Here is a 26557-nt window from a genome sequence, read left to right as displayed (position 1 = left end):
ATAACAAGTAATTCAGTGTGCTAATTAATGTTGATCAGTTTTAATAATTGAATAGTTAGATGCTGGATAGTAGAAAGCCTCACTTCGTGATAGTTCCTCGCGGAGTGAGGCTTTCTGCTATTGTGATTGGATTATGCGTTTATTTTATGAAGTCGCAGATATTTTTAGATGGGAATAAGAGGGCTTCTGTGATTTTTGCGAATCATTATTTGATTCCTCATGGTAAAGGCTTGTTGGTTATTCTAGAAAATAATGTTTCTGAGTTTAAGAAGTTGCTTGTTGGGTATTATGAAGGTGAGTGTAAGACTAAATAATCTTGTTAGAAAGAAAAAATTTGTGTTAGTTTGAAAGATTTAATAAAATACTCTCATTGGTGTAGCATACGCAAATAACAGTACCCGACGCGCCTCTTAACAATGCGGACCCAATCGGGTCTTTTGATTTTGGCCTATAAGTCGATATTTAACAAGGGAGTTGTTTAAGTGGCAAATAATGTTAAGGCTGTTGCTTCTTGCATGGTGGATGCGTTAAATGGTACGAGTGTTTTAGAAGGAGAAATTACCAAGGGTGCATGTCTTGAAGTAGTTTGTGAGAATGGCGTGGCTGAAGTTTGTGATAAGCATAAAGCTAATCTTAGTTGTAATAATTTTGGGCGCAAAACAGGTGGATGTGCTCACTATGCTGTGCATTGTTTGAATGGAAAAGCTGTAGTGAAGTAATACTGTTGTGGTGTTTTATGTCCGCTACTTTGACCAATCGCACGAAATATAGTTTGGCATATTCTAAAAATGCTTAGGAATGTTGGAGTATTCGGCTTGGTGGTTTTTAATCCAAGTGTAAAGGTCATTTTCATTTGCCTCGCCTGATGTAACTTTGAGAATAAAAAAAAGTTTCGTATTGGGGATAAGGAATTTACGCAAGTTTGTAAGTTGCGTGATAAGTAGTAAATGAGCGGGTTAGGTCTGATTTTAATATTTTTTCTCATAATATTTGTTGATAAAAAACATGATTAATGGAGAAAAGGCAATCGAAATAGCTAGAAGAGCAGCTGGCAAATATGCTTTTGTTATAAATGCAATTATGGCAATTATTCCCATTAGGTGCATTAGTATGAATGCCATTGTTGCATTTACTTTATCTTTGATTTTCTCGTTTCTTTCATCGTTCACATTTATTTTGTAGTTGTGGTCTTTTTCCATCATCTTATAGTGCATGATTTTTACGTGTGAAAGTGAGATAATTGCAACAAAAACAACTGACAGTGCAATTTCTACGGATTCGTTCAGTTTAAGAGTGAGTGCAAGAATTAATCCGCAAATTCCTATTACATATCCTATGTACCAAAAATTCTGGGTTTTTTTGTTTTTCATTTTTTATCTTCCTCGTAGATAAATATTTCTTCGATTGTTAAATTAAAGTACTTAGCAATTTTGTATGCCAATATGATTGACGGGTTGTATCTTCCATTTTCCAAAGAACCGACTGTTTGTCTTGATACTTCGAGTGCGTCAGCAAGTTCTTCCTGGGTTATGCCTTTTTCTTTTCTAATTTGTTCAAGTCTATTTTTCACATTACATTCTCCTTCCTAATGGAAAGCTAGCTTTACATATAAGATAATCGTTTCGAGAGCAAATGTCAAGTTTGCTTTCCGTTGTATTTAATAAAGATGTGGCGAATTATGAGCCGCTTTGCAGAGATATTTATTCCAGGTTCTCAGATTAACGCCAGTGTAGATCTTTTAGATTGTGCTTTCTCAAATAAGATCATAGATGAACAATTGAATCAATTTTTTTAGATACAAGTATATCCAAGATATACATACTCCTAATGCAGCAAATGCACATGGTAATATTTCTTTATGTAGTAAAACAAAAACCGCACATGTGTGAATTAATCCACGTTCATGTGCGGCTTTTGCTATTTATTACTGATTAATCAAATCAGGCGTTTACGCGATCGATGCCAGACTGTACGTCTGCAATCACGGAATCCCAAGACTTGATGAAGGCGGCAACACCGTCGGCCTCAAGCTTGTCGGTAACGTCCTTAATGTTAATGCCAAGCTCAGCAAGCTTGTTCATAACAGCGTGGCTCTCTTCGTAAGTGCCCTTAATAGAAGCAGCACCGTTGCCGTGATCAGCAAGAGCGTTCAAAGTCTTCTCTGGCATGGTGTTAACAACATGCTCAGCAACCAACTCGTCAACGTACTTGCAATCGGAGTAAGCTGCGTTCTTGGTGCCAGTAGAAGCCCAAAGTGGACGCTGCTTCTTAGCGCCCTTGGCCTCAAGCTCAGCCCAACGTGGGTCAGCTGCGAACTTCTTCTCGAAGAGTTCGTAAGCCAAGCGAGCGTTAGCAACAGCAGCCTTGCCTTCAAGAGCCTTAGCTTCTTCAGAACCGTTAGCTTCGAGGAGCTTGTCAACAGCGGTATCAACGCGGGAGACGAAGAAGGAAGCTACGGAACCAATGTGCTTCAAGTCGTGGCCGTTAGCAGCAGCTTGAGCGATACCTTCGATGAAGGCGTCGATAACCTGCTCGTAACGCTCGAGGGAGAAGATCAAGGTTACGTTCACGGAAATACCCTTAGCAAGGGTAGCGGTGATAGCTGGAAGACCTTCCAAAGTTGCAGGAATCTTGATCATAACGTTTGGACGATCAACCTTTGCCCAAAGCTCTTCCGCCTGCTTCTCAGTGTTAGCAGTATCGTGAGCCAAGCGTGGGTCAACCTCGATGGAGACGCGGCCGTCGACGAAGTCGGTCTTTTCTGCAATCTCACGGAAGATATCAGTTGCGTTACGAACGTCGGTAGTGGTCAACTCGCGAATAGCGGTCTCAACGTCAACCTTGCCAAGCTCCTTAAGCTGTGCGTCGTATGGGCCAACCTGGCTCAAAGCCTTCTGGAAGATAGATGGGTTGGTAGTAACACCAACAACATTCTTGTTAGCAATCAAATCCTGCAAAGAGCCAGACTCAATGCGGGTACGGGACAAATCGTCCAACCAAATAGAAACGCCGGAATCGCTAGTGCGCTGCGTTGCTTCAGTCATGTTATCTCCTTAACACTGTGCTCCACCAATTGGAACACGTTGGTAGTGTTGGCGTTTTACAGGAAACAGCGGTTGATGCTAAACCATCTGTAGCCTAACATCAACACGCCTTTGCTGTTTCCAGTGAAGTTGCTAAATTAGCACTTCGAGTTTTTGTGATGAATCAATTTTATTTTGACACATCAAGTTTTATTTTGATTACTTGCTATCTTAAGCGCGTGCTTCTTCGATAGAAGCCTTAGCAGCTTCTACTACGTGCTCAGCAGTAATGCCCAAGTCGATCATGTTCTGACCGCCGTCGCCCTGCAAGCCGTACTGTTCAATAGAAACAGCCTTGCCGCAATCGCCAAGATACTTGTACCAAGGCAATGCCAAGCCAGCTTCGATGGAAACGCGAGCCTTAACAGACTTTGGAAGGATTGCTTCCTTGTACTCTTCGTCTTGCTCTTCGAACCATTCGAGAGATGGCATGGAAAGAACGCGAGCCTTAATGCCTTCAGCTGCCAAAGTCTTGGCACCAGCAACCGCCCACTGAACTTCGGAGCCAGTAGCCATGATGATTACGTCTGGAGTGCCTTCGCAATCAACCAAAACGTAAGCGCCGTGCTTTACGCCTTCGCGAGCCTTCTCAGCAGTTTCTGCAAGAGTTGGAACGCCTTGGCGAGTCAAAATCATAGCGGTTGGATAGCTGTTCTTCTTCTCGAAGAAGTAGCGGTAAGCTTCAGCAGTTTCGTACTCATCTGCAGGGCGCACAACCTCAAGCTGAGGAATAGCACGGAAAGCAGCCAAGTGTTCGATTGGCTGGTGAGTTGGACCATCTTCGCCCAAGGCTACGGAATCGTGGGTCCAAACGTAGAGGTTTGGAATCTCCATCAAAGCAGCCAAGCGAACTGCTGGGCGCTCGTAGTCGGAGAACTGGAAGAAGGTGCCGTTGAATGGGCGAGTGTTAGAACCAAGCAAAATACCGTTGGTAATTGCACCCATTGCAAACTCACGCACACCAAAGTGAAGCTGGCGACCGTACTCAGAAACGTTTGGCCAAGTGCGAGTTGCATCCTCGGATGGACCGAAGGAGTCAGCGCCCTTAATGTTGGTGTTGTTGGAGCCGCCCAAATCAGCGGAACCGCCCCAAAGTTCTGGCATAACAGCAGCAATTGCGTTAAGAACTGCGCCAGAAGCTTTACGGGTAGCGACCTTGGAACCGACTTCGAAGCCAGCGACCAAGTCGTCAATAGCCTTGTCGAATCCTTCAGGAAGCTTGCCAGCCTTAAGACGCTCGTAAAGAGCAGCCTTATCTGGGTTAGCAGCAGCCCACTTTGCAAGAGCTTCATCCCAAGCCTTGTGAGCAGCCAAGCCGCGCTCTGCAACCTTGCGAGCATGAGCCAAAGCTTCTTCGTCGATTGGGAACGAAACTTCTGGATCGAAACCGCAAAGTTCCTTCAAGCCCTTAACAGCTTCTTCGCCAAGCTTAGAGCCGTGGGAAGCTTCATTGTTGGTCTTGCCTGGGGTTGGCCAAGCAATCAAAGTATTAACCTTAATGAAGTGAGGCTTATCGGTAACTTCCTGAGCCTTTTCAATAGCTGCAGCCAAAGCCTGAACGTCTTCCTTGTAGGAACCGTCTGGCTGAATGAAGCTAACTTCGTCGGTGTACCAACCGTATGCACGGTAACGAGCAAGAATATCTTCAGAGAAGGTGAGCTTAGTGTCGCCTTCAATCTGAATGTGGTTTGCATCGAAGATTACAGTCAAATTGCCAAGCTTCTGGTTTCCAGCCAAGGAAGCAGCCTCAGAAGAAACGCCTTCCTCAACGTCGCCTTCACCGCAAATAACCCACACTTTGTGATCGAATGGGGAAGTGCCAGCTGGAGCTTCTGGGTCAAGAAGACCGCGCTCAAAGCGCTGACCATAAGCAAAACCAACAGCAGAAGCAAGACCTTGACCGAGTGGGCCAGTAGTCATTTCGATGCCTGGAGTTAAGCCATATTCTGGGTGACCTGGAGTACGCGTGTCTGCACCGCCACGGAAATACTTAAGATCGTCAAGAGTTAAGCCGTAACCAGAGAAGAACAATTGCACGTATTGCGTAAGCGAAGCGTGACCGCCAGAAAGAATAAAACGATCGCGGCCAGCCCACTTTGGGTCAGCAGGATCGTGCTTAATGAAGTGCTGGTACAAGGTGTACGCAATTGGTGCCAATGAAACAGGGGAGCCAGGATGTCCGTGTCCTGCTCGCTCAACAGCATCAGCCGAGAGAACCTTCGCCATCTTTACGGCGCGCTCGTCTAATGCAGACCAGTTGAAATCGGTCATGTGATCTACTTTCCTTCCAATAATTCGGGTTTTTGCGCACAGCTTACGCTGGCCATTACCCTCACATTGCCCTTTAATCCTATCTTTTATATCAGACGAATTTCTAACAAAGTGTGTCAAAACATAACAAAAGTTTATATTTATAGTTAGCTGTTGTTCTGTAAAAGTGACTTATTAAAAAATACTTAATAATACTTAATCACATATTGTTTTGGCATATATAATGGTAGCAGTTAAGAAGAAACGATTAGTGCTATTTATAAAAATTATTAGCGCTATTTAATTGAGTTTGATGTTTTAATAAAGGAGAATCAATGCAATCACGACGCATGATGATATTGCGTGCGGTTGTTGAAGATTATATTCGTTCGCATGAGCCTGTTGGATCTGCATCTTTAGCTAAAAATCACAAATTAGGCGTTAGTTCTGCAACGATTCGCAACGATATGTCTCTTCTAGAAGAAGAAGGCTACTTGATTCAACCACATACTTCTGCTGGAAGAATCCCTACAGAAAAAGGATACAGATATTTCGTTGACGGAATGGCGGCGCTAATCCCGCTTTCTAATGCGCAAAGGCGAGGGATTCGCACGTTTTTAAGTGGATCTGTAAGTTTACAAGACACTCTACAACGCTCAGCGCGACTTCTTGCAAGCATAACTGGTCAGGTTGCGCTAGTGGCATCTCCTGCATTGTCGAAATCAAAAGTAAAAAGAATTGAGATTGTTCAAGTATCGTCTTCAACTCTTCTAGTTGTTGTTATTACAGACGCTGGAGGAGTTGCGCAACACATGATTCAAGCATCAAACATAAATGCAGATGATTTATTGCATCTAACTAATATGGTTAACGATGATTGCATTGGATTATCTCTTCTTGATGCTTCAAAACGTGTTTATTCTCTAGCAAATCGCCAGGATTTAGCTTCTGCTTTGCAAGTTATTAGTCAACTTGCTAACGCGTTAGAAGATATGCACGACGGCGAGCATTCCCACGATTTGTACATGGCTGGAGCTTCTCAACTTGCGCATAGGCAAAATATTGGCGATTTTGCGTCTCTTTTTGACGCTCTAGAAGAGCAAGCTGTTATTATGCGACTTATGACTTCGCTAAGCGAAGAGGCAAACGATTGCGCAAGTGGCGTTAGCGTTGCAATAGGTTCGGAAACTCACACGCCTGGTCTTCTAAATGCTTCTGTTGTAACAAGCGCTTACGGCTACAATTCAGATTCCGATTCGGCGTTTATTGGCTCAATCGGCCCTACTCATATGGATTATGCTGCAACAATGACGGCTGTTAAAGCTGTAGCAAAATATCTTAATGCGTTTATATCTGAAAATTCATAAAAGCAAATTCATAAATATTAGCTGGCTGTGCCTTATGCAAAAATAATTTTAGAACATAAAAGGGGAGTTAAGTGACTGACTATTACAAGATTTTAGGTGTTGATTCTAACGCTAGCGACGATGAGATTCGCAAAGCTTATAGAAAGTTAAGTCGAAAGTATCATCCAGATATTGCAGGGCCTGAGTTTGAAGACAAATTCAAGGAAGTTAACGCTGCATACGACGTTTTGTCTAATCCAGAAAAACGCAAAATGGTAGATATGGGCGTAGATCCAAATAATCTATCGGCATCGGGTGCTGGTGCTGGTGCTGGCGCGTACGCGAATATGAATATGGATATGGGAGATATTCTAAACCAGTTCTTCTCTGGGTCTTTTGGTGCTAATGCTGGATCTCCTATTCCGCGCGTTAATCGTGGTGAAGATTCATTAACAGAAGTTAAGGTTGATCTTAAAACTGTTGTTTTTGGTGGAAACGCTAAGGTTCATGTTTCAACTTTCGGTCTTTGCCAAGATTGCGCTGGAAAGGGCTCTGCAGATAAATCAGATCCGATAACTTGCCCAGATTGTAAGGGTGCTGGTTTTGTGCAACGAGTTACTCGTACAATGTTTGGTCAAATGATGTCTTCGGAGCCTTGCCGCGCTTGCGAAGGTCACGGAACGATTATTAAAAATGTTTGCCCAAATTGCCACGGTCATGGTCGCGTTCGCACTTCTAGAGAAGTTGGAATCACGATTCCTGCTGGAATTAAAGAGAATTCTCGCTTACGACTTGCGTCTCAAGGAGCAATAGGCGAATGTGGTGGTCCTGCTGGCGATTTGTATGTTGACGTTCGCATTCGTAAAGACGAGCAATTTACTAGAGACTTAAACGATTTACATTGCTGGATTGACGTTCCAATGAGCTGGGCTGTGCTTGGTCACAAAGTAGATATTGATACTTTTGATGGCAAAAAGAGTGTTGAAATTCCTGCTGGAACGCAAAACGAAGACACGATTCCTCTTTACGATTTGGGTGTTACCGCTTTTGGAAGCAAAGATAGAGGAAATCTTATTGTTCACGTTCTTGTTAATATTCCAACAAAACTTAGCGAAGAAGAGCGTAGTTTGATTGAAAAGTTTGCAAACTTGCACGATGAAAAAGTTAGCGAAGTAAAGCAACACGCGATTGCAGAGTCAGTGGGCAATAAAAAGGGATTCTTTAGCAAGCTAAAAGATGCTTTTTGCTAGGATTTTAGGATTTTAGTATTTTAGTATTTTAGTATTTTTGGGAGTTAATTTATGGTATTGCCTATTTTGTTTGCTGGAACTCCAGATGTTGCTGTTGCTCCTTTGCGCGCGCTTGCTGAAGATAAAGAGCATTTTGATGTTCGAGCTGTTCTTACTCGTCCAGATGCTCCGACTGGCAGAGGTAGAAAGCTTGTTCCTAGTGCTGTTAAAAAAGCTGCGATTGAGCTTGGAATTCCTGTTTTAGAGGTTAATCCTAGCAATGAGCAGGAGTGTGTGAGTGCTCTAAAAGCTACTGGCGCAAGGCTTGCGGCCGTTGTTGCGTACGGAAAGATTCTTAAGCAATCTGTTTTGGATGCTCTTCCTCTTGGATGGTACAACTTGCATTTTTCGCTTCTTCCGCAATGGCGAGGTGCTGCTCCTGTTCAGCGCGCAATATGGGCTGGAGACGATATTACAGGTGCAACAGTTTTTAAGATTACGAGCGGAATGGATGAAGGTCCGATTCTTGCACAAATGACTACCGAGATTGGCGCTCATGAAACAGCTGGCGATTTGCTTACTCGATTAAGCAATGATGGTGCAAATCTTCTTTGCTCTGCGCTTGTTGGCATGGAATCTGGTCAAATTATTCCTGTTGAGCAAGATCCTACGCCTTGCCAAATCGCTCAAAAAATCACTGTTGAAGATGCTCATATTCGTTTTGATATTCCAGCGTTTGCAATCGATAGGCAGGTTCGCGCTTGCACGCCAAATCCTGGAGCTTGGTGCAATCTGCATGTTGATTCTAGCGATTTGCAAACAATTACTTTGCACGTTCTTTCTTGCGCATTAGCAAAAGATGAAGATATTGCATTGCATAATCTAAACGAGCTTAAACCTGGGCAGATTCTTTCAAAAAAGCACAATGTTTGGGTTGGATGTGCAAGTGGAGCTATTGAGCTTTTAGAAGTTAAAGCGCAAGGTAAAAAAGCTATGAATGCTGCAGATTGGGCAAGAGGAGCGCACTTAAGTAGCGAATCTTACTTGAGCTAATACTACTTGGATTAATTCTATTTGGGTTAAATGTTAGCTTAGTAAATCTAAAATTAGGCTTAGGTCTCGCGTATCTATGCTTGCTTTAGCTTGACTTTTTAATAACTGCTTTGCGCAAAATGCTACGCCTAATCCTGCTGTTTTAATCATATCTATATCGTTAGCGCCGTCTCCAATAGCAACGCTTTGGCTAATGTCAATATTGTTTTTGCGCGCCCAATTAGTCAATGCTTTTGCTTTATATTGACGATTTACTATTGGATCAATAACTTTTCCGCTCAATTTAGAATCTACGACTTCTAGATTGTTTGCAACCCAAAAGTCTATGTTTAGTTTTGGCAAAAAATCGTCTAAAACTTGCTTGAATCCGCCACTAACAGCTCCAACTTTCCATCCATAAGAGTGCAATGTGCTTATAAGTTTTTTAGCTCCATTTGTTACATGAATATTTTGCGCAACTTGTTTAACGCAAGAATAGTCAAGTCCTTTAAGCATAGAAACCCTTAGTTTTAGCGACGTATTAAAGTCCATTTCCCCTTGCATTGCTCTAGACGTTATGTATGCCAAATCAGAGCCAACTCCAGCAATGTCTCCTAATAAATCTATAACTTCTTCTTCAATAAGAGTGGCGTCTACATCTAAAACAAGAAGTCCTGGTTTTTTTAGTGAAGGATTATTTGAAGGATTATTTGAATGAATATTAATTAAGTTCTGTGTTTTTAAGTCTGATACTTTAGTCATGTTATAAGTCATGTTATAATCTTCTAAGAGAGATGTTAGGTTTATTAATTAATTCTAAGGCTGGTTTAAGAAATTTAGGAATTTGTTTTATTATGCGTTTTTGCATGTGAAGCCTTTCTATAAAACTATTAAATGTGAAAGTTTATTGATTTTATTGGAATATTGCGTGTGGAAGTTTGGTTTAATTTGATTAGTTGAGTAAAATAGTTGCAGATTTTATGGATAGTTGCAAGATTTTTGAAATAGATAAAAACGTAATCAAGATGTGGGGAAATTAAAGAGGTGAGTAAAGTATGGCAAGTATGAATTTACGCGATGTTGCTCTTGAAGTTGCTAGAATTTTGGAAGATGTTGGTAAGCATGCGTATCAAGACCAATTAAATCCTAGAGATATGGCAAGCATGATGGTTTTGGGGGATCCTAATCAAGCAGATTCAGGTTTTGGAGATAAGCTTGTGCGGTTTATTGAAAATCGTCTTACGTACATAAATACTTTCCAAGGATTTTGGCGTAATCGTCCAGAAAATTGCAATATTGGTGATCGTTTTTGGTGCGTTGGAAATATTGACGGCGCTATTAACTTTAATCGAGATATGGCAGAGTGGACTTTAACTGTTTCGCTTTTTGAGTTTAATGATCAAGGCTCCGCAAGGCCTGTTCTTGGAGTTGTTCACGCTCCAGCTTTAGGGCTTACATATTTGGCAGCTAAAGGCCAGGGTGCTATTCGTATTCGCAAAACTCCTAATGGAGAAAAGCGAGAGAAAATCACGCCTTCTACAACATCAACATTGCATGGTTCTGTTGTTTGCTACGGAATGTCTTATATTCCAGGCGAATCTAAAAGAGCATTGGATGTTGTTTCTTCGCTTGAGGAAGAATGCCCAGCAGATATTAAGCGCATTGGCCCTGCTTCTCTTGACTTATGCAAGGTTGCTGATGGTACTTACGACGCTTATTTTGAGCCGCATCTTCACAAATGGGATATTCCAGGCGTTTCTGCTGGTGCTGTTGTTGTTAAAGAGGCTCAAGGTCATGTTCGACAATGGAATGGTGACTCGATCCATTGGAGGCGCGAAAACGACGTTATTGCTTCAAATGGTTTAATAAACAAAGAACTTCAAAATTACTTAAAGTAGTAAGTAGTATTGCTTAATTACCTAAAATAGTATTGCTTAAAGTAGTATTTTACTTGTGTTTATAAAAGCCATTATGTAGTTGATAAATGCCTTTGATAAATGCCTCTATATAAGCGTGTCGCTTTAACAATATTGTAGAATAAACGTGATATCCCGTTGTCCACATTCAGAGGGGAGTGTTAGCGATGATTGACACTGCACAAGCGTTTGGCGTAGATATTGGTGGTTCTGGCATTAAAGCTGCACCAGTAAATTTGGAAAAAGGCGAGTTTGCGGAACCTCGTTATAAGATTCTAACTCCAGCGGTTTCCACACCTCAAGCTGTTGCAGATATTGTTCGTCAGCAGCTAGAGCATTTTGAAGTACCTGAAGATGTTCCTGTTGGTATTGCTTTCCCAGCGCCTATTAAGCCAGGCAAGAAGCTTGAGTTTATGGCAAATCTTGATCAATCTTGGATTGGTGTGGATGTTACAGAAGTGTTTAGCGAAGCTTGCGGTCGCCCTGTTACAGTTGTTAACGATGCAGATGCTGCGGGTCTTGCTGAGCAACACTTTGGTGCTGCAAAAGATAAAGATGGCTTAGTTATTGCAACAACATTAGGCACTGGAATTGGAACTGCTTTGATTTACAATGGCGTTCTTATTCCAAACACAGAGCTTGGTCACATTCAGCTAGAAAAAGGAAAGGGAGATGCAGAAAAGTATGCTGCTTCTTCTGTTCGTGAAAAGTTGGATATGGGCTATAAAAAGTGGGCTAAGCGCTTAACTAAGTATTACGGATTAATGGAAAAGTACTTTAATCCAGACTTGTTTGTTGTTGGCGGTGGCGTTAGCCGTGTGAGCGAGAAGTTCTTGCCGCATATCGATATTAAGACTCCTATTGTTGTTGCATCTTTGCATAACGAAGCTGGTATTATTGGCGCAGCTTACTATGCAATGCAACAAAGAAACAAGTAAAGTTTTAATATTTTATTTGTTTTATTTACTTTATTTGCGCTGGATGCTTTTGCGTTCAGCGCATTTTTTTATATTTGGTTATGCAATGCGCTAGTGTAGTCGAGTGCGATTTTCTTCTAGAGTTGATGTAAGCGAGCCAAATCCAATTATTCTGGCTCAACGCGATGCTATATCTAAAGGTATTAAACTCACAAAACTTAACGATTCAAACCCAACAGCGCATGGTCTTGCTCCAAAATGTTTAAGCGCAAAATATACAGCAGATCCTAGAGGGCCAATCGAAGTTAGACGCATTCTTGCTGACTTTATAAATGCTAGAGATAATCGCGTAGATCAAAGTGGTGCAAGTCAAAATACCGTAGATCAAAAAAGTAATTCACTAAAAGCTCTTAATCCAAATAATCTATACGTATTATCTTCTACTTCTCAAGCATATGCATGGCTTATGATGCTAATGTGCGATTGCGGCGACTCAGTCTTAGCTCCAACTCCTGGGTATCCTCTTATTGAATCTATTGCAAGACTTCAAGGCGTAAAATCTATACCTTATCCGCTTGTTTACGATGGCTCTTGGACTATTGATATTCCAAGAGTTAAAGAACTTTTAGAGAATAAGGATAATCGCATTCGTGCTCTTGTTTTAATAAACCCAAATAATCCAACAGGCTCTTATATTAAGCCAGAAGAAAGAGCGCAATTGTTGAGTTTGTGCAATAAAAATAATGTTGCGATTATTGCAGATGAAGTTTTCTACGATTACTCTTTAGAGCCATTTAGCGAAAATTCAAGACTTGCAGGCGAACAATCAACGCTTGTTTTTGCTTTAGATGGATTCTCAAAAATGCTTGCAGCTCCGCACGCAAAAGTTGGGTGGATTGAAGTTTCGGGGCCAAGTCAAGATGTGCAAGAAGCAATGAAACGACTTGACGTTATTGCGGATGATTTTCTTCCGATTGGCGCAACTGTATCGGAAAGAATTCCAGAATTATTGCAATGTGCTAAAGAGCAAACTGCGATTGTTCAAAGTCGAGTACGCTCTAATCTTAAAACGCTTAGAAAAATGCTTGCAAACTACCCAAATTGTTGCGTTAGTGCATTGCGTGCAGAAGGCGGATGGAATATTTTATTGCGAGTTCCTTCTTGTATAGACGATGATTTATTAGCTTTGCGATTAATTAAAGACTACAAGCTGGTTTCTCAGCCTGGATATTATTTTGATATGCCAACTAATGGCTACTTAGCGCTATCTTTACTTCCGCAAGAAGATCAATTTGAAAATGGCGTTACTTTGTTGCTTAATACTGTTCACAAAATGTTAGAAGAGATGTAAAAAATCTAGTAAGACTTTAAGAAGTAATCTAGAAAGAAATCTAAAAGACTCGTGTTCTTAAACTTTAGACTAGATTAGCGTAAACCAGCATCTAACGTTATGCCAAAACCCCGGATTGAATCGCAAAACCGAATCTTCTCTTCCTGGAACAAACCAACCTAAGAATGCGATTGCAATAGAGAAAAATAGCATTAATAAAACTACAATGCGTATTGTGTAACACATAACTTTTGTGCGCAAACTTGTGCAATTATCTATATTTGCGTATTTTTCTAGAAAAACATTAATTCCGATTATTGCGCTTAGCGAGAACGCCCAGCCAAAGTCAGCAATATAACGCCATCCAATTCCTGCTTTTAAGCTGTTGAAAACAACAACAATCATTGCAAGAATCAAAGCACATATAGCAAGTCTCGACGCAAATTTGCTCATTTTTTTAATCATTAATAAAGAACAGATAACGCCAATAAATGCCAATGGAGCAAGAGTAAACATTCCACCAATCATTGGCTCTGCGTATTGCCATCTATCGAAGGCAATAGGATTAATCGAAATCCAAGGGAAAACTGGTGTAAAGCGCAATGGTAAAGCTAAATAACTTAAAATAGAAGGAATAATGTTTTGCAATGGAAGACGCATTGTAGTCATGTCTGTAATCGTAATTTGATATTCGTTACCAAAGTTAAATGGAGACCCAAATCTTAAAGCGTTATACAATCCGATTGGTATTGCGACTATTACAAACGGAACAATCACGCTTAAAACTAGCTTTATTGTTTGCTTTAAGTCTTCTTTTATAATTTTCTTGATAGAAATTAAATGCTTAAGATAAAAGTAAATATTGTTGTAAAAAAGCGGTATTGCAAATAAAAACGCGATTATAAATGTTGGTCTGCATCCTAGATTTAGCGATATAAACAAAGAACCTAAAGCAATGTGCTTAGCGGATATTTGGTGAATAGAATTGCAAGATTCGTTGGATTCTTGTGCTTGATTTTCATCTTTTGCAATGCCATTTTTAGAAGCGCCAAGATAAAACCATAATCCTAAAGATGTAAAGAATAGCGAAGCTGCCATTGGAACACTATAGAATGATGTTCTAAACCACAAGTAAACAGTGTTAGATGTAATAAAGAACAATGCTAAGCAAATAGACACGCAAGCAAGAGACGCTCGTTTGTTTATTCGCTCAATAAGTCTAATCACTAGAAGAGAGCCCGAAATTAAGAATCCCACTAGGCATATAAGAGTTGCGATTGTTGTTGGAAGCATTGCTCCGCCATTAATCCACAAGCTTGATATAAGTCTGTAAGGCATAAAGAATAAAACAGCTGGAATTACGCCAAAATACGAGTACCAATGACCGTTGTAATACGCGTGATCCCAATAAATATTGTGCACTAAATCAGAAAGAAGCTTGTTTCTTGCAATTGGATCGTACGGATTAGCAAGAGCTTGCATTTGCTTAGGAACAGGCAAGTCAAGATATGTTTTGCCTTTAATAAGAGCATCTGCTGTGCGTGCATATTGGTCAAAATCGTACGTGTAGTTTCCAGCAACGTCAAAATGCATTGGAATACCGTTAAAAACATTCCAAACGATTGCAACAACAGCTATAGCAATAAATGGAGTCCAAGATAAAACGAGTAAAAATCTTTGGTTAACACTTTTTGTATTAAGTTTGATTTTCCACAATTTAGACCAAGGATTCCACAAAGAAATCAAAATTGAAACGACTATAAGAAGAAGAACGCGACCCCAATTCCAACTAAAAGGTGCTCTAACATTTGCTTTTGCGTCTTCAACGTCTACAACGTCTCCTTTAGGGTGTTGTATCCATAATCTAAGCGTGCTTTTAACTCCAACCGCTTGATCTGGAACAGGAAGCATAGCAAAATTAATAGCTCTTGGGTTTGTGCTTAAAGGCTTTCCTGCGATTTTATTAACATCAATGCGTACATGCACGTCTGTTTTAACAGGACTTTTGCCAATTTTTTTAGGCGTAATTAGCGAAGGTTTAAGCTGAATGTATGGAGAAGATCCATCGGAATTAACTTCTAGATAAGATTCCGAAGGATCCGTAATTAAAAGTCCTCCAGAAGAAAGTCTTTTAATTCCAGGGCCAGTAAGATTGTGAGCAAACATGCTATCTGTGCTGCCGGTAACACTATTCCAAAAAGGCATGTTTCCAATAGTGCATTCAAACAATGCTATTAACAGCAAAATTGCTAAAGGCGCGCGAAGAACGCGAAAAATGTTGCGTAACGCGCAATTGGCAAAATTAGCTGTTTTTTTCATAGCAACCTAAAATCCTATTCTTCCGCAACCAAATCAAGATAGTCGTCGCTCCACAAGTCTTCGTCGCCGTCTGGCATAAGAAGAACTCTTTCTGGGTTTAGCGCAAGAACCGCTCCTTCGTCGTGGGTAACCAACACAATTGCGCCTTCGTACTTAGAAATAGCTTTAAGAATTTCTTCGCGAGAAGCTGGGTCTAAGTTATTAGTAGGCTCATCAAGTAAAAGAACGTTTGCTTTAGAAGTTACAAGAGTTGCCAATGCTAGGCGAGTTTTCTCGCCGCCAGAAAGCACTTTAGCGGGTTTCATGGCGTCATCTCCCGAAAACAGGAAGCTTCCAAGCATTGATCTTGCTTGAGTGTCGTTTAATTCTGGTGCAACGTGTTGGAGATTTTCTAACACAGTTGCATCTAAGTCTAAAGTATCGTGCTCTTGCGCAAAATAGCCTATTTTGCATCCGTGTCCATATTCAACAACGCCAGTATCTGCGCTTTCTTCGCCAGCTAGAATGCGCAAAGTGGTAGTTTTTCCAGCGCCATTGTATCCCAAAATAACAACTCTCGAGCCCTTGTCTATAGCCAAATTTATTCCAGCAAATACGATGTTTGAACCATAAGCTTTTGAAATATCTTTAGCCATAATAGGAGTTCTGCCGCAAGGAGCAGGCTCTGGGAATCTAATATCTGCCACTTTTTCGCGGCTTTGAGCTTCGCTTGTTTCATTCAATAAGCGTTCAGCTCTACGCATCATATTTTGAGCTGCTACCGCTTTAGTTGCTTTTGCATGAAGTCGGATTCCTTGCTTCATAAGTCGCTCCGCCTTCTTTTCTGCAACTTCGCGCTCTCTTCTTCTTCGCTCTTCGTCTACAACGCGCTGATGCAAGTATGCTTTCCAGCCCATTGAATACATGTCTATTTGAGCCAATTGTGCATCTAAATGCCAAACTTTATTAACAACTTCGTCTAGTAACTCTGTTGAGTGAGATATAACAAGGAATCCGCCAGAGAATTTTTTCAGATAGTTTCGCAACCATATTATGGAATCTGCGTCTAAGTGGTTAGTAGGCTCATCTAAAATCAGCGTATCTGCATTAGAAAAAAGTATTCGCGCAAGTTCGATTCGTCTGCGTTGTCCACCAGAAAGTGTTCCAAGAGCTTGTTTCATAACTTCTTGTGGGAGTCCAAGGCTATTTGCCATTGATATTGCTTCTGATTGAACAGCGTACCCACCAGCTTTTTCAAAATCATTAATCGCTTTATCGTAGCGATTCATGGCTTTTGTCATAATATCTGGATCTGGATTCGTCATGTCTTTTTCTGCTTTTCGTATACGAGATACGATTGACGAAATATCGCGAGCGCTCATAATTCTATCTAACGCGCTTTGCTCTGGATCTGCTGCATGTGTGTCTTGTGGAAGGTACCCTAAAGAGCCGCTTACTTTTACGCTTCCGCCAGCTGGAAGTGTTTCTGCAGTAATTACGCGCGTAAGTGTTGTTTTTCCAGCGCCATTCCTTCCGACTAAGCCTATTTTGTCGCCTTTTGTAACGTGAAAATCTGTTGGGTTTAATAGCGTGCGCGCACCAATTTGTATAGTAAGTCCTTGTGCGTCAATGGCCATTTTTTACCCACCCCTTAAGTTCTATTCTTGCAAAATCGTAATTAAAATATTAATTGAAATATGTTAACCAAGCTCCCGATTATACCGTTAGGCTTGCATAGGACTAGCAACACGCAGTAAGCAACATATTTCGAACATGTGTTCTATAATGAATGATATTACAAAACAGGCACGTAATCAAGATTTAGTTTTGCAATTTTGATTCATATACGCTAACGCATCTTAAGGAGGTAGAATGCAAAAACACTTGGATTCTTCACAAAGTAAGCAATCTCTTTCAATAAAAGATGCAAGCGCGAATGCTACAAGCATGAATACTAAAGATGGAAATAATCGTCAAAAAAACAATGTACTTCAATCCTTTATTGATTCGGCGCCAATTATAAAAAATAATGGTAATTTAATATACGACTTAAGTGATGTTCCTTCCGACTTAAAAATAACTGTTCAAGGTGCAAGAGAGCATAATCTAAAGAACGTTAATTTGCAATTGCCTAGAAATAGGATGATTGTTTTTACTGGACTATCTGGTTCGGGTAAATCTTCTCTTGCTTTCGACACTCTTTTTGCAGAAGGTCAAAGGCGTTATGTGGAATCCTTAAGCGCGTACGCAAGGCAATTCCTTGGAAGAATGGATAAGCCAGACGTAGATTTTATTGAAGGCTTAAGCCCAGCAGTGTCGATTGACCAAAAAACTACTAATCGCAATCCTCGTTCTACTGTTGGTACAATTACGGAGATTTATGACTATTTAAGGCTTCTTTTTGCTCGCGTAGGTGTTCCACATTGCCCTAAATGTGGCGAAATTGTTAGCGCGCAAACCCCTCAACAAATAGCTAACGCATTGATTTCTTTGCCGCAAAAAACAAGGTTGCAATTACTGGCTCCTATTGTTAACGGCAGAAAAGGTGAGTTTAAAGATACTATTACTCTTCTTAGGTCAGACGGCTATTCTAGAGCGCTTGTAGATGGGCAAATGCGAGAGCTTTCCGAAGATATTGTTTTAGAAAAGCAAAAGAAACACACAATCGAAGTTATTGTAGATAGATTAGTTATAAAAGATGGTATACGTACACGTCTTACAGATTCTATAGAAACAGCATTAAAGCTTTCTAAAGGTATTGTTGTTGCGGATTTTGTAGACGAAGATGCTTCTTCTAAAAACAGGCGTCAAAGTTTTTCCGAAAATATGGCGTGCCCGAATAATCATCAATTTAACCTATTAGAGATAGAGCCAAGAACGTTCTCATTCAACGCTCCGTATGGAGCATGCCATGATTGCTCTGGAATTGGTTACAATCTAGAGATTGACCCTGCTCTTGTTGTTCCAAATACAGAAAAATCACTTAACGAAGGTGCTATAGAACCTTGGGCATTGAATAAAGCAGCTGGAGAATACTACAGGCACGTGTTAAAAGGCTTAAGCGTAGAGCTTGGTTTTAGTATGGATACGCCGTGGGAAAATCTTCCAAAAGATGTGCAAGATTCAATACTCTATGGCCATGATTTTGAAGTAAAAGTATCGTATAAAAATCGATGGGGTAGGCAGAGAGAGTATTCAACAGGATTTGAGGGCGTAGTGCGAACTCTTATGCGCAAGCATGACGAAACAGACTCAGATCAAATGCGTCAATACTACGAATCATACATGCGAGAAGTGCCATGCTTAACATGCAAAGGAAAAAGACTCAATCCAGAAGTCTTGTCTATTAAAGTTGGCTCGTGCTCAATCGCAGACGTATGCGATATGCCTATTGAAAAAAGTCTTGAATGGATTAATTCGTTAAATCTAGAAGGCTCAAAAAAGATAATTGCTAAAGAGATTGTAAAAGAAATCAAAGCAAGACTAGGATTCTTAAATGACGTTGGCTTAAACTACTTAACTCTTTCTAGAGCAGCAAAAACTCTTTCTGGCGGAGAAGCGCAAAGAATAAGACTTGCAACGCAAATAGGGTCTGGACTAGTTGGAGTTATGTACGTTCTTGACGAACCGTCTATTGGTCTTCATCAAAGAGACAACGAAAAGCTTATATCTACGTTGCACAATCTTAGAGATCTTGGAAATACGCTTATAGTTGTAGAACACGACGAAGATACAATACGAAAGTCAGACTGGCTTGTAGACATTGGTCCAGAAGCTGGAGAAAACGGCGGAGAAGTTGTATATTGTGGCCCTGCAAAACACATAACAGAGGCAAAGCGATCAATTACAGGAGACTATATTGCAAAAAGACGCACAATAGATGTTCCTAAAAAGCGTCGCAAAATCAACAAAAGTCGTATGTTAACTATTGTTGGTGCAAAAGAACACAATCTTAAAAACATAGATGTAGAAATACCTTTAGGCGTATTTACTTGCATAACAGGAGTTTCTGGATCTGGAAAGTCAAGCTTAATAAACTCAATACTTTACCCAGTTTTGGCAGATAAGCTAAACGGCGCTCGCATTGTTCCAGGATTGCATAAGCGCGTTGATGGAGTAGACAATTGCGATAAGGTTGTTCACGTAGATCAAAATCCTATTGGTAGAACACCAAGATCAAATCCTGCTACATATACTGGAGTTTGGGATAAGATCCGTTCGCTTTTTGCTCAAACTCCAGAGGCAAAAGTTAGAGGGTACGGCCCTGGAAGATTCTCGTTTAACGTAAAAGGCGGAAGGTGCGAGGCTTGTAGCGGAGACGGAACGCTTAAAATCGAGATGAATTTTTTGCCAGACGTATACGTGCAATGCGAAGAATGCCACGGAAAAAGGTATAATCGAGACACTCTAGAAGTAAAATATAATGGTAAAACTATCTCAGACGTGCTAGATATGCCAATATCGCAAGCTGCTGTGTTCTTTAAAGCATATCCGTCTATTTTTAGATACTTAGAAACTTTAGTTAAAGTTGGATTAGGCTATATTCGACTTGGCCAAAGTGCTCCAACACTTTCTGGCGGAGAGTCACAAAGAGTAAAGCTTGCTACAGAACTACAAAAGCGTTCTACTGGAAAAACCGTTTATATTCTAGATGAACCTACTACGGGCTTGCATTTTGAAGATGTTCGTAAGCTTTTAAGTGTTCTTCAATCTTTAGTAGATAAAGGCAATAGTGTAATAGTTATTGAGCACAATCTTGATGTTGTAAAATGCGCAGATTGGATTATAGATTTAGGCCCAGAAGGAGGAGATAAAGGCGGCGAAATCGTAGCAACTGGCACTCCAGAAGATGTTGCAAAAGTGCAATATAGCTGGACTGGTAAGTTCTTAAAATCAATGCTCAAAGAGTAACAAAATCAGAAGTTATAAGTAAAATTTTATGAATAATTTTATGAATAATCTTATGAAAGGAGGTGAGATAATGAATATTCTAAATTCTAAAGAATCAAATATTAGAGAAGATATAGAAGATATAGAAAATATAGAAGATAGAGAAACTAGCAGGGGAGAATGGAAGAAAACTCACCTATCTAAATATGATGAAAGTAATGCTAACTACTTTGATAATTCATCTAAAAATGACTTTGGTGCTCCTCTTTTAGGCGATAGTCGTGATTTATTTAGGCCAAAAACTTCCGATATTCCAAATCAGCCTGGAGTGTACAAGTGGAGAGATGAGCGTGGAAAAGTAATATACGTTGGAAAAGCAAAAAGTTTAAGAAACAGGCTATCAAATTATTTTCAGCCATTAAATCAACTTCATCCTAGAACGCAATCAATGGTATTAACAGCTAGAAGCTTAGAATGGACTGTTGTAAACACGGAGCTTGAGGCTTTAACGCTTGAATATACTTGGATTAAAGAGTTTAATCCAAAATTCAACATTGTTTTTAAAGATGATAAAACATACCCATATATTGCTGTATCGGTAAACGATGATTTTCCAAGAGTTTGGATTACTAGAAATCGAAACTCAAAGTCAACGCAATATTTTGGACCGTATGCAAAAGTTTGGCAATTAAAACACAGTTTGGATTCTTTGCTAAAAACTTTTCCAGTTAGAACATGCAGACAGTCTGTTTTTAATAAAGCACAAAAAACAGGAAGACCGTGTCTTCTTGCGTCTATTGGAAAATGCTCTGCACCTTGCGTTCAAAAAGTAGACAAAAAAACGCATAGAAACAATGTTGAACAATTAGTTGGCATTTTAACTGGCGCTATTGGAGATTCCTACATTAACGATTTAACTAGAAAAATGAAGGAGTTAAGCGATAATTTAGATTTTGAAAATGCTGCAAAAATAAGAGACAAAATCAACATTTTTAGAACTGTTATTCAACAAAATTCCGTTGTTTTTAACGATAATGTAGAAGCTGATGTTTTTGGATTTAGTGCAGATTCGATTGATGCATGCGTTCACGCATTTTTTGTTAGAGAAGGACTGATTCGCGGAGAGAAAAACTGGCAAGTCGAAAGAAGCGAAGACATTAGTGATGCAGATATAATCGCAAATTTGCTTATACGAGTTTATTCCGAATATGAATCAAATAATGATTTGCAATATGCAAACTCTTTAAAGATAGAGCAATCCAGGAATGCGTTACAAATCGACTATTCTAGCGGCCAAAATATAAATTCGTCGTATAGAGCTAAAGAAACAAAAGAACGCAAAAAGCGCCAAGAAACAACTGGAAGAGGGGATTTGCTTGACCCTATTTGCCCAATTCCTAGGGAGATTATTGTTCCTATTGAATTAGATAACTCTCAAAAAGAAAATCTTGAAAGCTGGCTTAGTGGTTTAAGAGGATCAAAAGTAACTATTAAAGTTGCAGAGCGTGGAGATAAGCGCTCGCTTATGGATCAAGCAAACCTGAATGCTGAGCAATCTCTTAAACAGATGAAAACAAGTAGGATTTCTACTTTAGAATCTAGAACTAATGCTATGAATCAAGTTGCTGCAGCTCTTTCAATGAGCGAAGCTCCTTTGCGAATTGAATGCTATGATATTTCAAACTCGGCTGATGGAAGATATCAAGTTGCATCAATGGTTGTTTTTGAAGATGGAATTGCTAAACCTAGTGAATATAGAAGATTTTCTATAAAAGGACCTAATGGCATTGGCCAACTAGACGATTTAAGCGCATTATATGAAACTATTTCTAGACGTTTTAAGCATAAAGATGAAAGTAATAGCGATGTGGATGATGATTGCGTAGAAAATCCTGCACAATCATACTCTAAAAAATTTGCGTACAAGCCTAATCTTGTAATCGTCGATGGCGGTATTGAGCAAGCAAAAGCAGCTCAAAAAGCAATGATTGATTGCAATGTTAAAGGCATAACAGTATGTGGATTGTCTAAAAAATTAGAAGAAGTTTGGCTACCTAATAATCAATACCCAATTATTCTAAAAAGAAGCTCCGAAGGATTGTATTTGCTTCAAAGAGCTAGAGATGAATCTCATCGCTTTGCGATTGCTTATCATAGGAAAAAACGTGCAAAGGCAATGTTGTATTCATCTATTGACTCAATTCCTGGAATTGGCGAATCTTATAAAAAACGTTTGCTTTCTGCATTTGGTAGTGTTAAAAATCTAAAAGAAGCAAGCATAGAAGAGTTGCAAAAAGTTCCTGGAATCGGTTTGTTAAAAGCTAAAACTATTTATGAGTTTTTGCACCCTCAACAAATCTAAACAATTCTATGGCATGTTGATTAGTCATGATAAGCAACTAGCCTTATAAGTATGTCTCAAGAAATCGAAATAGGTTTGGGCAAAAAAGCCCGAGTTGCTTACTCACTAGACGATATTGCTATACTTCCTTCTCGTCGTTCTCGCGACCCAAAGGCTGTATCTACATCATGGCAAGTCGACGCTTATAGTTTTGACGTACCAGTGATTGCTGCGCCAATGGATTCTGTTACAAGCCCAGATACGGCTATTGCAATGGGCCAAATGGGAGCGTTGGGCGTGCTAGATTTGGAAGGATTGTGGACTCGTTACGAGAATCCAGAACCACTTCTTAAAGAAATCTCAGAGCTTAAAGAAGAAGTTGCAACTAAGCGCATACAGGAGATTTATTCGGAGCCAATCAAGCCAGAACTTATTGTTAAGCGCTTGCACACAATTCGCGATGCTGGTGTTACGGTTGCAGGTGCTCTTTCTCCACAACGCACTCAAGAATTTTATTCTACTGTTCTAGAAGCAGGCGTTGATTTATTTGTTATTCGCGGAACTGCTGTTAGTGCAGAACACGTTTCTAAAGACCATGAGCCTCTCGACTTAAAGAAGTTTATTTACGATTTAGACGTTCCAGTTATTGTTGGAGGTTGCGCAGATTACACTTCCGCATTGCATCTTATGCGAACTGGAGCTGCTGGAATCCTTGTTGGTTTTGGCGGTGGAGCAGTTTCTGCAACAATGAATACGCTTGGAGTTCAAGCGCCTATGGCAACTGCTATTGCCGACGTTGCAGAAGCTCGCAGAGATTATATGGACGAGTCTGGTGGACGATACGTTCAAATTATTGCAGATGGCGGAATGGGAACGTCTGGCAACTTTATTAAAGCACTTGCTATGGGAGCAGATGCAGTAATGCTTGGAACTCCTTTAGCGCGCGCAACCGAGGCTCCAGGCCGAGGAATGCATTGGGGAGCAGAAGCTCGTCATCCTTCTTTGCCGCGTGGTATGCGAACGAATGTTGGAACTGTTGCTCCACTTGAGAATATCTTGTTTGGACCAAGTCATATGGCAGATGGAAAGACTAACCTTATTGGTGCTTTAAGGCGAACAATGGCATCTACTGGATATGTTGATGTTAAGAGTTTCCAGCGTTGTAGTGTTGTTTTTAACCCATTCCATCAAGATATAAGGTAAATCATTAAAATCCTATTATTATCTTATTAATGATTAATAGAATTGCGCGCTTGATTCAATTTTGAGTGCGCAATTCTTGTTTATAGGCTAAAAGTGCGTAAAGCTAAGATGATGAATGTTCTTAAAATAGAATTAGTCAGTTAGCTTTTGGCTCATAATCCCGTTTTTGATAGTTTTGTTTTGTTTCTGTTAATAAACTTAGTATTCCAGAATTCTGCAAAGTCAAGTTAGTTTTCAACGCCATTATTGATATAACATGTGTAAGGCTATAGAGATTATCTATACATATAGGATTATTAATATAAATAATCTATTATAAAAATACGGTTAAATCTAGATTCCTAAGCAAACTATTTAACACGTTTAACTAAAAATATTGCAAAAAGCAATAAAAGATTTTAGCAAACAAGTAAAGATTGGAGTTGTTATGAGCCTTATTGGTACGCATATTCTTCCGTTTAAGGTAAATGGATACAAGAATGGCAATTTTGTAGAAGTAAACGACAATGACGTTCTTGGAAAATGGGCTATTTTCTTCTTCTATCCAGCAGACTTTTCATTCGTATGCCCAACAGAGCTTGAAGATCTTGCAAATCACTATGAAGAGCTTCAAAAGTTAGGCGTAGAAGTTTATTCTGTTTCAACAGATACGCACTTTGTTCACAAAGCTTGGCACGATGACTCTAAAGCTATTGCAAAGGTTCAATACACAATGCTTGGAGACCCAAATGGTGCGCTTTCTAGAAACTTTAATGCGCTAAATGAGGAATCTGGTTTAGCTCATCGCGCAACTTTTTTGGTGGATCCTCAAGGCAATATTCAATTCTATGAGATGACAGCAGATGGAATCGGCAGAAACGCCGACGAGATGATTCGCAAAATTAAAGCTGCACAATTTATTGCAGCCCATCCAGGAGAAGTATGCCCAGCAAAGTGGGAGCAGGGAGAAGAAACACTTGCTCCATCTATTGACTTAGTTGGGAAGATCTGATTTTAACAGTTGATTTTGTTTGCTTATTTTAACTGCTGATTTTATCGACTGATTTTAACACAATTTACACGTTGCTTTGATTGCTACAGAAAGTGAAAATAATGACTTTATTAGATTCAAATTTAACTACTCAACTTGCTGGATTGCTAGAAAAAATGGTTAATCCGATTAATCTTGTTGCGTACGTTGATAGTAGTGAAAATTCTCAAAAAGTTATTGAGCTTTTGCAAGAAGTAGCAAATCAAAGCAACAAAATCACTGTTATAAAAGATGATAAAAGTAGCACGAAGCGAATCCCAAGTTTTTCAATTACTAATCCGCAAAATAACGTTTCTGTAAGTTTTGCAGGTTTGCCACTTGGTCACGAGTTTAGCTCTTTAGTTTTGGCTATTTTACAAGTAAGTGGTTATGCTCCCAAAATAAGCGAAGACCAGCGCAAAGCAATTTTGCAACTTGGAAGTCATGATATTACTACATACATGTCTGTTACTTGCATTAATTGCCCAGAGGTTGTTCAGTCACTTAATACAATTTCGATTATCAATCCAAAAGTAAAGCATATTGCTGTAGAAGGAAGCGCTTTCAAAGACGAGGTAGATGCTCTTGGTGTAATGAGTGTTCCTGCTGTTTTTGAAAACGGAAAGATGATTTCTTCTGGAAGGTCATCTATAGACGAATTAGTTGCGATTCTTTTAAGACAAGAAGAAAATGGGGATTCTAGCGATTCTAGTGATTCTACGGTTTCTGGCGATTCTTCACTAGCGCAAAAAATGAACGCTAAAAACCCATACGACGTTCTTATTGTAGGCGGAGGTCCTGCTGCGAGCGCTGCTGCGATTTACACAGCTAGAAAAGGTCTTAAAACAGCAATGATTATGGACCACAGAGGCGGTCAAGTTGTTGAAACAGAAAGCATTGAAAACCACATTTCTCAAACGCACACAACAGGCGCAAAACTTGCTAGCGATTTAACAAACCACATTGCTCAATACAACATTGACGTATTTACTCCCGATTGGGCTACGTCTTTAGACGTTGCAGAAGAGCCTTACGGATTACACACGATTAACACTAAATCTGGCGGAAGTCTAAAAGCTAAAGCGGTGATTATTGCAACAGGCGCTACGTGGAGAACGCTCGGTGTTCCTGGAGAAGATGAATACAGAAACAGGGGAGTGTCGTTCTGCCCGCATTGCGATGGCCCTTTGTTTAAGAACAAGAATGTTGTAGTTGTTGGTGGAGGAAATTCTGGAGTCGAAGCTGCAATAGACTTAGCAGGAATTGCAAATCACGTTACTGTTATAGAGTTTATGGATTCTCTTAAAGCGGATCAAATATTGCTAAACACTTTGCATTCTCTTTCTAATGCAAATGTAATAACAAGTGCATCTCTTAGCAAAATAGATGGAGATAACAAAAAAGTTACCGCAGCGCATTATATGGATCGCAATGAGAATAATGCGGAAAATCGTGAGAAAATTTTACACACAGACGGAGTGTTTGTTCAAATTGGTTTAATGCCAAATACAAAGTGGATTGAAAATAAACTAAGCTTAAACAATCGAGCAGAAATAGTAACAGATAGAAAAGGATGCACGAGTATTCCTGGAATTTTTGCTGCTGGCGATTGCTCGGATGAGCCTTATAAGCAGATTGTTACAGCATACGGGTCTGGCGCAAATGCAGCTCTTAGCGCTTTCGACTATTTAATTAGAGACCCACATAATTAAA

At 39.9% G+C, this 26557-nt stretch carries 20 protein-coding genes; 13 read left to right on the top strand and 7 right to left on the bottom strand.

The genetic code is table 11. The features are described from left to right. Positions 1-59 precede the first annotated feature (59 nt). Together AC1EKB_RS02295 and AC1EKB_RS02290 are read left to right on the top strand one after the other, a co-directional pair. Complete coding sequence (locus tag AC1EKB_RS02295) at positions 60-314, top strand: hypothetical protein (protein ID WP_481248726.1); 255 nt, start codon at positions 60-62, stop codon at positions 312-314. A 168-nt stretch (positions 315-482) separates the two neighbouring features. Continuing rightward, a complete protein-coding gene (locus tag AC1EKB_RS02290; protein ID WP_481248725.1) occupies positions 483-719 on the top strand; it encodes a hypothetical protein in 237 nt (78 codons plus the stop codon). Positions 720-968: 249 nt separating this feature from the next. On the opposite strand, the gene AC1EKB_RS02285 is transcribed toward AC1EKB_RS02290, so the two are convergent. From AC1EKB_RS02285 to tkt, 4 genes are all read right to left on the bottom strand, one after another. After that, on the bottom strand, positions 969-1370 hold the full coding sequence (locus AC1EKB_RS02285) for a DUF2178 domain-containing protein (protein ID WP_481248724.1): 402 nt from the start codon (positions 1368-1370) through the stop codon (positions 969-971). Continuing rightward, positions 1367-1570, bottom strand: a complete 204-nt coding sequence (locus AC1EKB_RS02280) for a helix-turn-helix transcriptional regulator (RefSeq protein WP_004113289.1) — start codon at positions 1568-1570, stop codon at positions 1367-1369. Before AC1EKB_RS02280 ends, AC1EKB_RS02285 begins: the two co-directional genes overlap by 4 nt. Before the next feature lie 370 nt (positions 1571-1940). Beyond that, positions 1941-3044, bottom strand: coding sequence for a transaldolase (gene tal / locus AC1EKB_RS02275; protein WP_004117904.1), 1104 nt, complete (start codon positions 3042-3044; stop codon positions 1941-1943). A gap of 210 nt (positions 3045-3254) precedes the next feature. After that, positions 3255-5354, bottom strand: a complete 2100-nt coding sequence (gene tkt, locus AC1EKB_RS02270) for a transketolase (RefSeq protein WP_415694236.1) — start codon at positions 5352-5354, stop codon at positions 3255-3257. Positions 5355-5683: 329 nt separating this feature from the next. Here tkt and hrcA point away from each other — a divergent pair, with 329 nt between their 5' ends. From hrcA to fmt, 3 genes are all read left to right on the top strand, one after another. Further along, a complete protein-coding gene (hrcA, locus tag AC1EKB_RS02265; RefSeq protein WP_481248739.1) occupies positions 5684-6700 on the top strand; it encodes a heat-inducible transcriptional repressor HrcA in 1017 nt (338 codons plus the stop codon). Positions 6701-6771: 71 nt separating this feature from the next. Beyond that, a complete protein-coding gene (locus AC1EKB_RS02260; protein WP_481248723.1) occupies positions 6772-7929 on the top strand; it encodes a DnaJ C-terminal domain-containing protein in 1158 nt (385 codons plus the stop codon). A gap of 51 nt (positions 7930-7980) precedes the next feature. Beyond that, positions 7981-8961, top strand: coding sequence for a methionyl-tRNA formyltransferase (fmt, locus tag AC1EKB_RS02255; RefSeq protein WP_481248722.1), 981 nt, complete (start codon positions 7981-7983; stop codon positions 8959-8961). Between the two features lie 33 nt (positions 8962-8994). On the opposite strand, the gene serB is transcribed toward fmt, so the two are convergent. Next, positions 8995-9702: a phosphoserine phosphatase SerB gene (serB, locus tag AC1EKB_RS02250; RefSeq protein ID WP_415694249.1), complete on the bottom strand. Its 708-nt coding sequence runs from the start codon at positions 9700-9702 to the stop codon at positions 8995-8997. A gap of 293 nt (positions 9703-9995) precedes the next feature. Between serB and AC1EKB_RS02245 the strand changes: the two genes are divergently transcribed. The 3 genes from AC1EKB_RS02245 to AC1EKB_RS02235 all read left to right on the top strand — a co-directional run bounded on the left by AC1EKB_RS02245 (position 9996) and on the right by AC1EKB_RS02235 (position 13124). Continuing rightward, on the top strand, positions 9996-10838 hold the full coding sequence (locus tag AC1EKB_RS02245; protein WP_415694233.1) for an inositol monophosphatase family protein: 843 nt from the start codon (positions 9996-9998) through the stop codon (positions 10836-10838). 185 nt (positions 10839-11023) lie between these two features. Further along, positions 11024-11794, top strand: a complete 771-nt coding sequence (gene ppgK / locus AC1EKB_RS02240; protein WP_415694232.1) for a polyphosphate--glucose phosphotransferase — start codon at positions 11024-11026, stop codon at positions 11792-11794. A gap of 103 nt (positions 11795-11897) precedes the next feature. Further along, positions 11898-13124: a pyridoxal phosphate-dependent aminotransferase gene (locus tag AC1EKB_RS02235; RefSeq protein ID WP_481248721.1), complete on the top strand. Its 1227-nt coding sequence runs from the start codon at positions 11898-11900 to the stop codon at positions 13122-13124. Positions 13125-13193: 69 nt separating this feature from the next. On the opposite strand, the gene AC1EKB_RS02230 is transcribed toward AC1EKB_RS02235, so the two are convergent. Together AC1EKB_RS02230 and AC1EKB_RS02225 are read right to left on the bottom strand one after the other, a co-directional pair. Then, complete coding sequence (locus tag AC1EKB_RS02230) at positions 13194-15422, bottom strand: beta-carotene 15,15'-monooxygenase (RefSeq protein WP_481248720.1); 2229 nt, start codon at positions 15420-15422, stop codon at positions 13194-13196. A gap of 14 nt (positions 15423-15436) precedes the next feature. Beyond that, complete coding sequence (locus AC1EKB_RS02225; RefSeq protein WP_018615781.1) at positions 15437-17038, bottom strand: ABC-F family ATP-binding cassette domain-containing protein; 1602 nt, start codon at positions 17036-17038, stop codon at positions 15437-15439. A 310-nt stretch (positions 17039-17348) separates the two neighbouring features. On the opposite strand from AC1EKB_RS02225, the gene uvrA reads away from it, so the two are divergent. The 5 genes from uvrA (at position 17349) to ahpF (ending at position 26556) form a co-directional block, all read left to right on the top strand. Next, positions 17349-20312, top strand: a complete 2964-nt coding sequence (gene uvrA, locus AC1EKB_RS02220) for an excinuclease ABC subunit UvrA (RefSeq protein ID WP_481248738.1) — start codon at positions 17349-17351, stop codon at positions 20310-20312. 70 nt (positions 20313-20382) lie between these two features. Next, positions 20383-22653 carry an excinuclease ABC subunit UvrC gene (uvrC, locus tag AC1EKB_RS02215; protein ID WP_481248719.1) on the top strand — a complete coding sequence of 757 codons (2271 nt, stop codon included), beginning with the start codon at positions 20383-20385 and terminating at the stop codon, positions 22651-22653. Positions 22654-22704: 51 nt separating this feature from the next. Next, positions 22705-23835 (top strand): GuaB3 family IMP dehydrogenase-related protein, encoded by a 1131-nt coding sequence (locus AC1EKB_RS02210; RefSeq protein WP_415694227.1) that lies wholly within the window; start codon positions 22705-22707, stop codon positions 23833-23835. Positions 23836-24262: 427 nt separating this feature from the next. Next, a complete protein-coding gene (gene ahpC, locus AC1EKB_RS02205; RefSeq protein WP_481248718.1) occupies positions 24263-24826 on the top strand; it encodes an alkyl hydroperoxide reductase subunit C in 564 nt (187 codons plus the stop codon). Positions 24827-24927: 101 nt separating this feature from the next. Further along, positions 24928-26556 carry an alkyl hydroperoxide reductase subunit F gene (gene ahpF, locus AC1EKB_RS02200; RefSeq protein ID WP_481248717.1) on the top strand — a complete coding sequence of 543 codons (1629 nt, stop codon included), beginning with the start codon at positions 24928-24930 and terminating at the stop codon, positions 26554-26556. Position 26557 lies beyond the last annotated feature (1 nt).

The sequence above is a fragment of the Gardnerella sialicivorans subsp. sialicivorans genome (genome assembly GCF_056746795.1).
Note: the sequence above shows the minus strand (reverse complement) of the source record. Positions and strands in the feature narration are given on the sequence as shown.

What these genes read in the sequence shown, in the direction of transcription:
- AC1EKB_RS02295 (WP_481248726.1), top strand. Translation starts at nt 60, where the DNA reads ATGCTGGATAGTAGAAAGCCTCACTTCGTGATAGTTCCTCGCGGAGTG.
- AC1EKB_RS02285 (WP_481248724.1), bottom strand. Translation starts at nt 1,370, where the DNA reads ATGAAAAACAAAAAAACCCAGAATTTTTGGTACATAGGATATGTAATA.
- tal (WP_004117904.1), bottom strand. Translation starts at nt 3,044, where the DNA reads ATGACTGAAGCAACGCAGCGCACTAGCGATTCCGGCGTTTCTATTTGG.
- tkt (WP_415694236.1), bottom strand. Translation starts at nt 5,354, where the DNA reads ATGACCGATTTCAACTGGTCTGCATTAGACGAGCGCGCCGTAAAGATG.
- hrcA (WP_481248739.1), top strand. Translation starts at nt 5,684, where the DNA reads ATGATGATATTGCGTGCGGTTGTTGAAGATTATATTCGTTCGCATGAG.
- fmt (WP_481248722.1), top strand. Translation starts at nt 7,981, where the DNA reads ATGGTATTGCCTATTTTGTTTGCTGGAACTCCAGATGTTGCTGTTGCT.
- serB (WP_415694249.1), bottom strand. Translation starts at nt 9,702, where the DNA reads ATGACTAAAGTATCAGACTTAAAAACACAGAACTTAATTAATATTCAT.
- AC1EKB_RS02245 (WP_415694233.1), top strand. Translation starts at nt 9,996, where the DNA reads ATGGCAAGTATGAATTTACGCGATGTTGCTCTTGAAGTTGCTAGAATT.
- ppgK (WP_415694232.1), top strand. Translation starts at nt 11,024, where the DNA reads ATGATTGACACTGCACAAGCGTTTGGCGTAGATATTGGTGGTTCTGGC.
- AC1EKB_RS02230 (WP_481248720.1), bottom strand. Translation starts at nt 15,422, where the DNA reads ATGAAAAAAACAGCTAATTTTGCCAATTGCGCGTTACGCAACATTTTT.
- AC1EKB_RS02225 (WP_018615781.1), bottom strand. Translation starts at nt 17,038, where the DNA reads ATGGCCATTGACGCACAAGGACTTACTATACAAATTGGTGCGCGCACG.
- uvrA (WP_481248738.1), top strand. Translation starts at nt 17,349, where the DNA reads ATGAATACTAAAGATGGAAATAATCGTCAAAAAAACAATGTACTTCAA.
- uvrC (WP_481248719.1), top strand. Translation starts at nt 20,383, where the DNA reads ATGAATATTCTAAATTCTAAAGAATCAAATATTAGAGAAGATATAGAA.
- AC1EKB_RS02210 (WP_415694227.1), top strand. Translation starts at nt 22,705, where the DNA reads ATGTCTCAAGAAATCGAAATAGGTTTGGGCAAAAAAGCCCGAGTTGCT.
- ahpC (WP_481248718.1), top strand. Translation starts at nt 24,263, where the DNA reads ATGAGCCTTATTGGTACGCATATTCTTCCGTTTAAGGTAAATGGATAC.
- ahpF (WP_481248717.1), top strand. Translation starts at nt 24,928, where the DNA reads ATGACTTTATTAGATTCAAATTTAACTACTCAACTTGCTGGATTGCTA.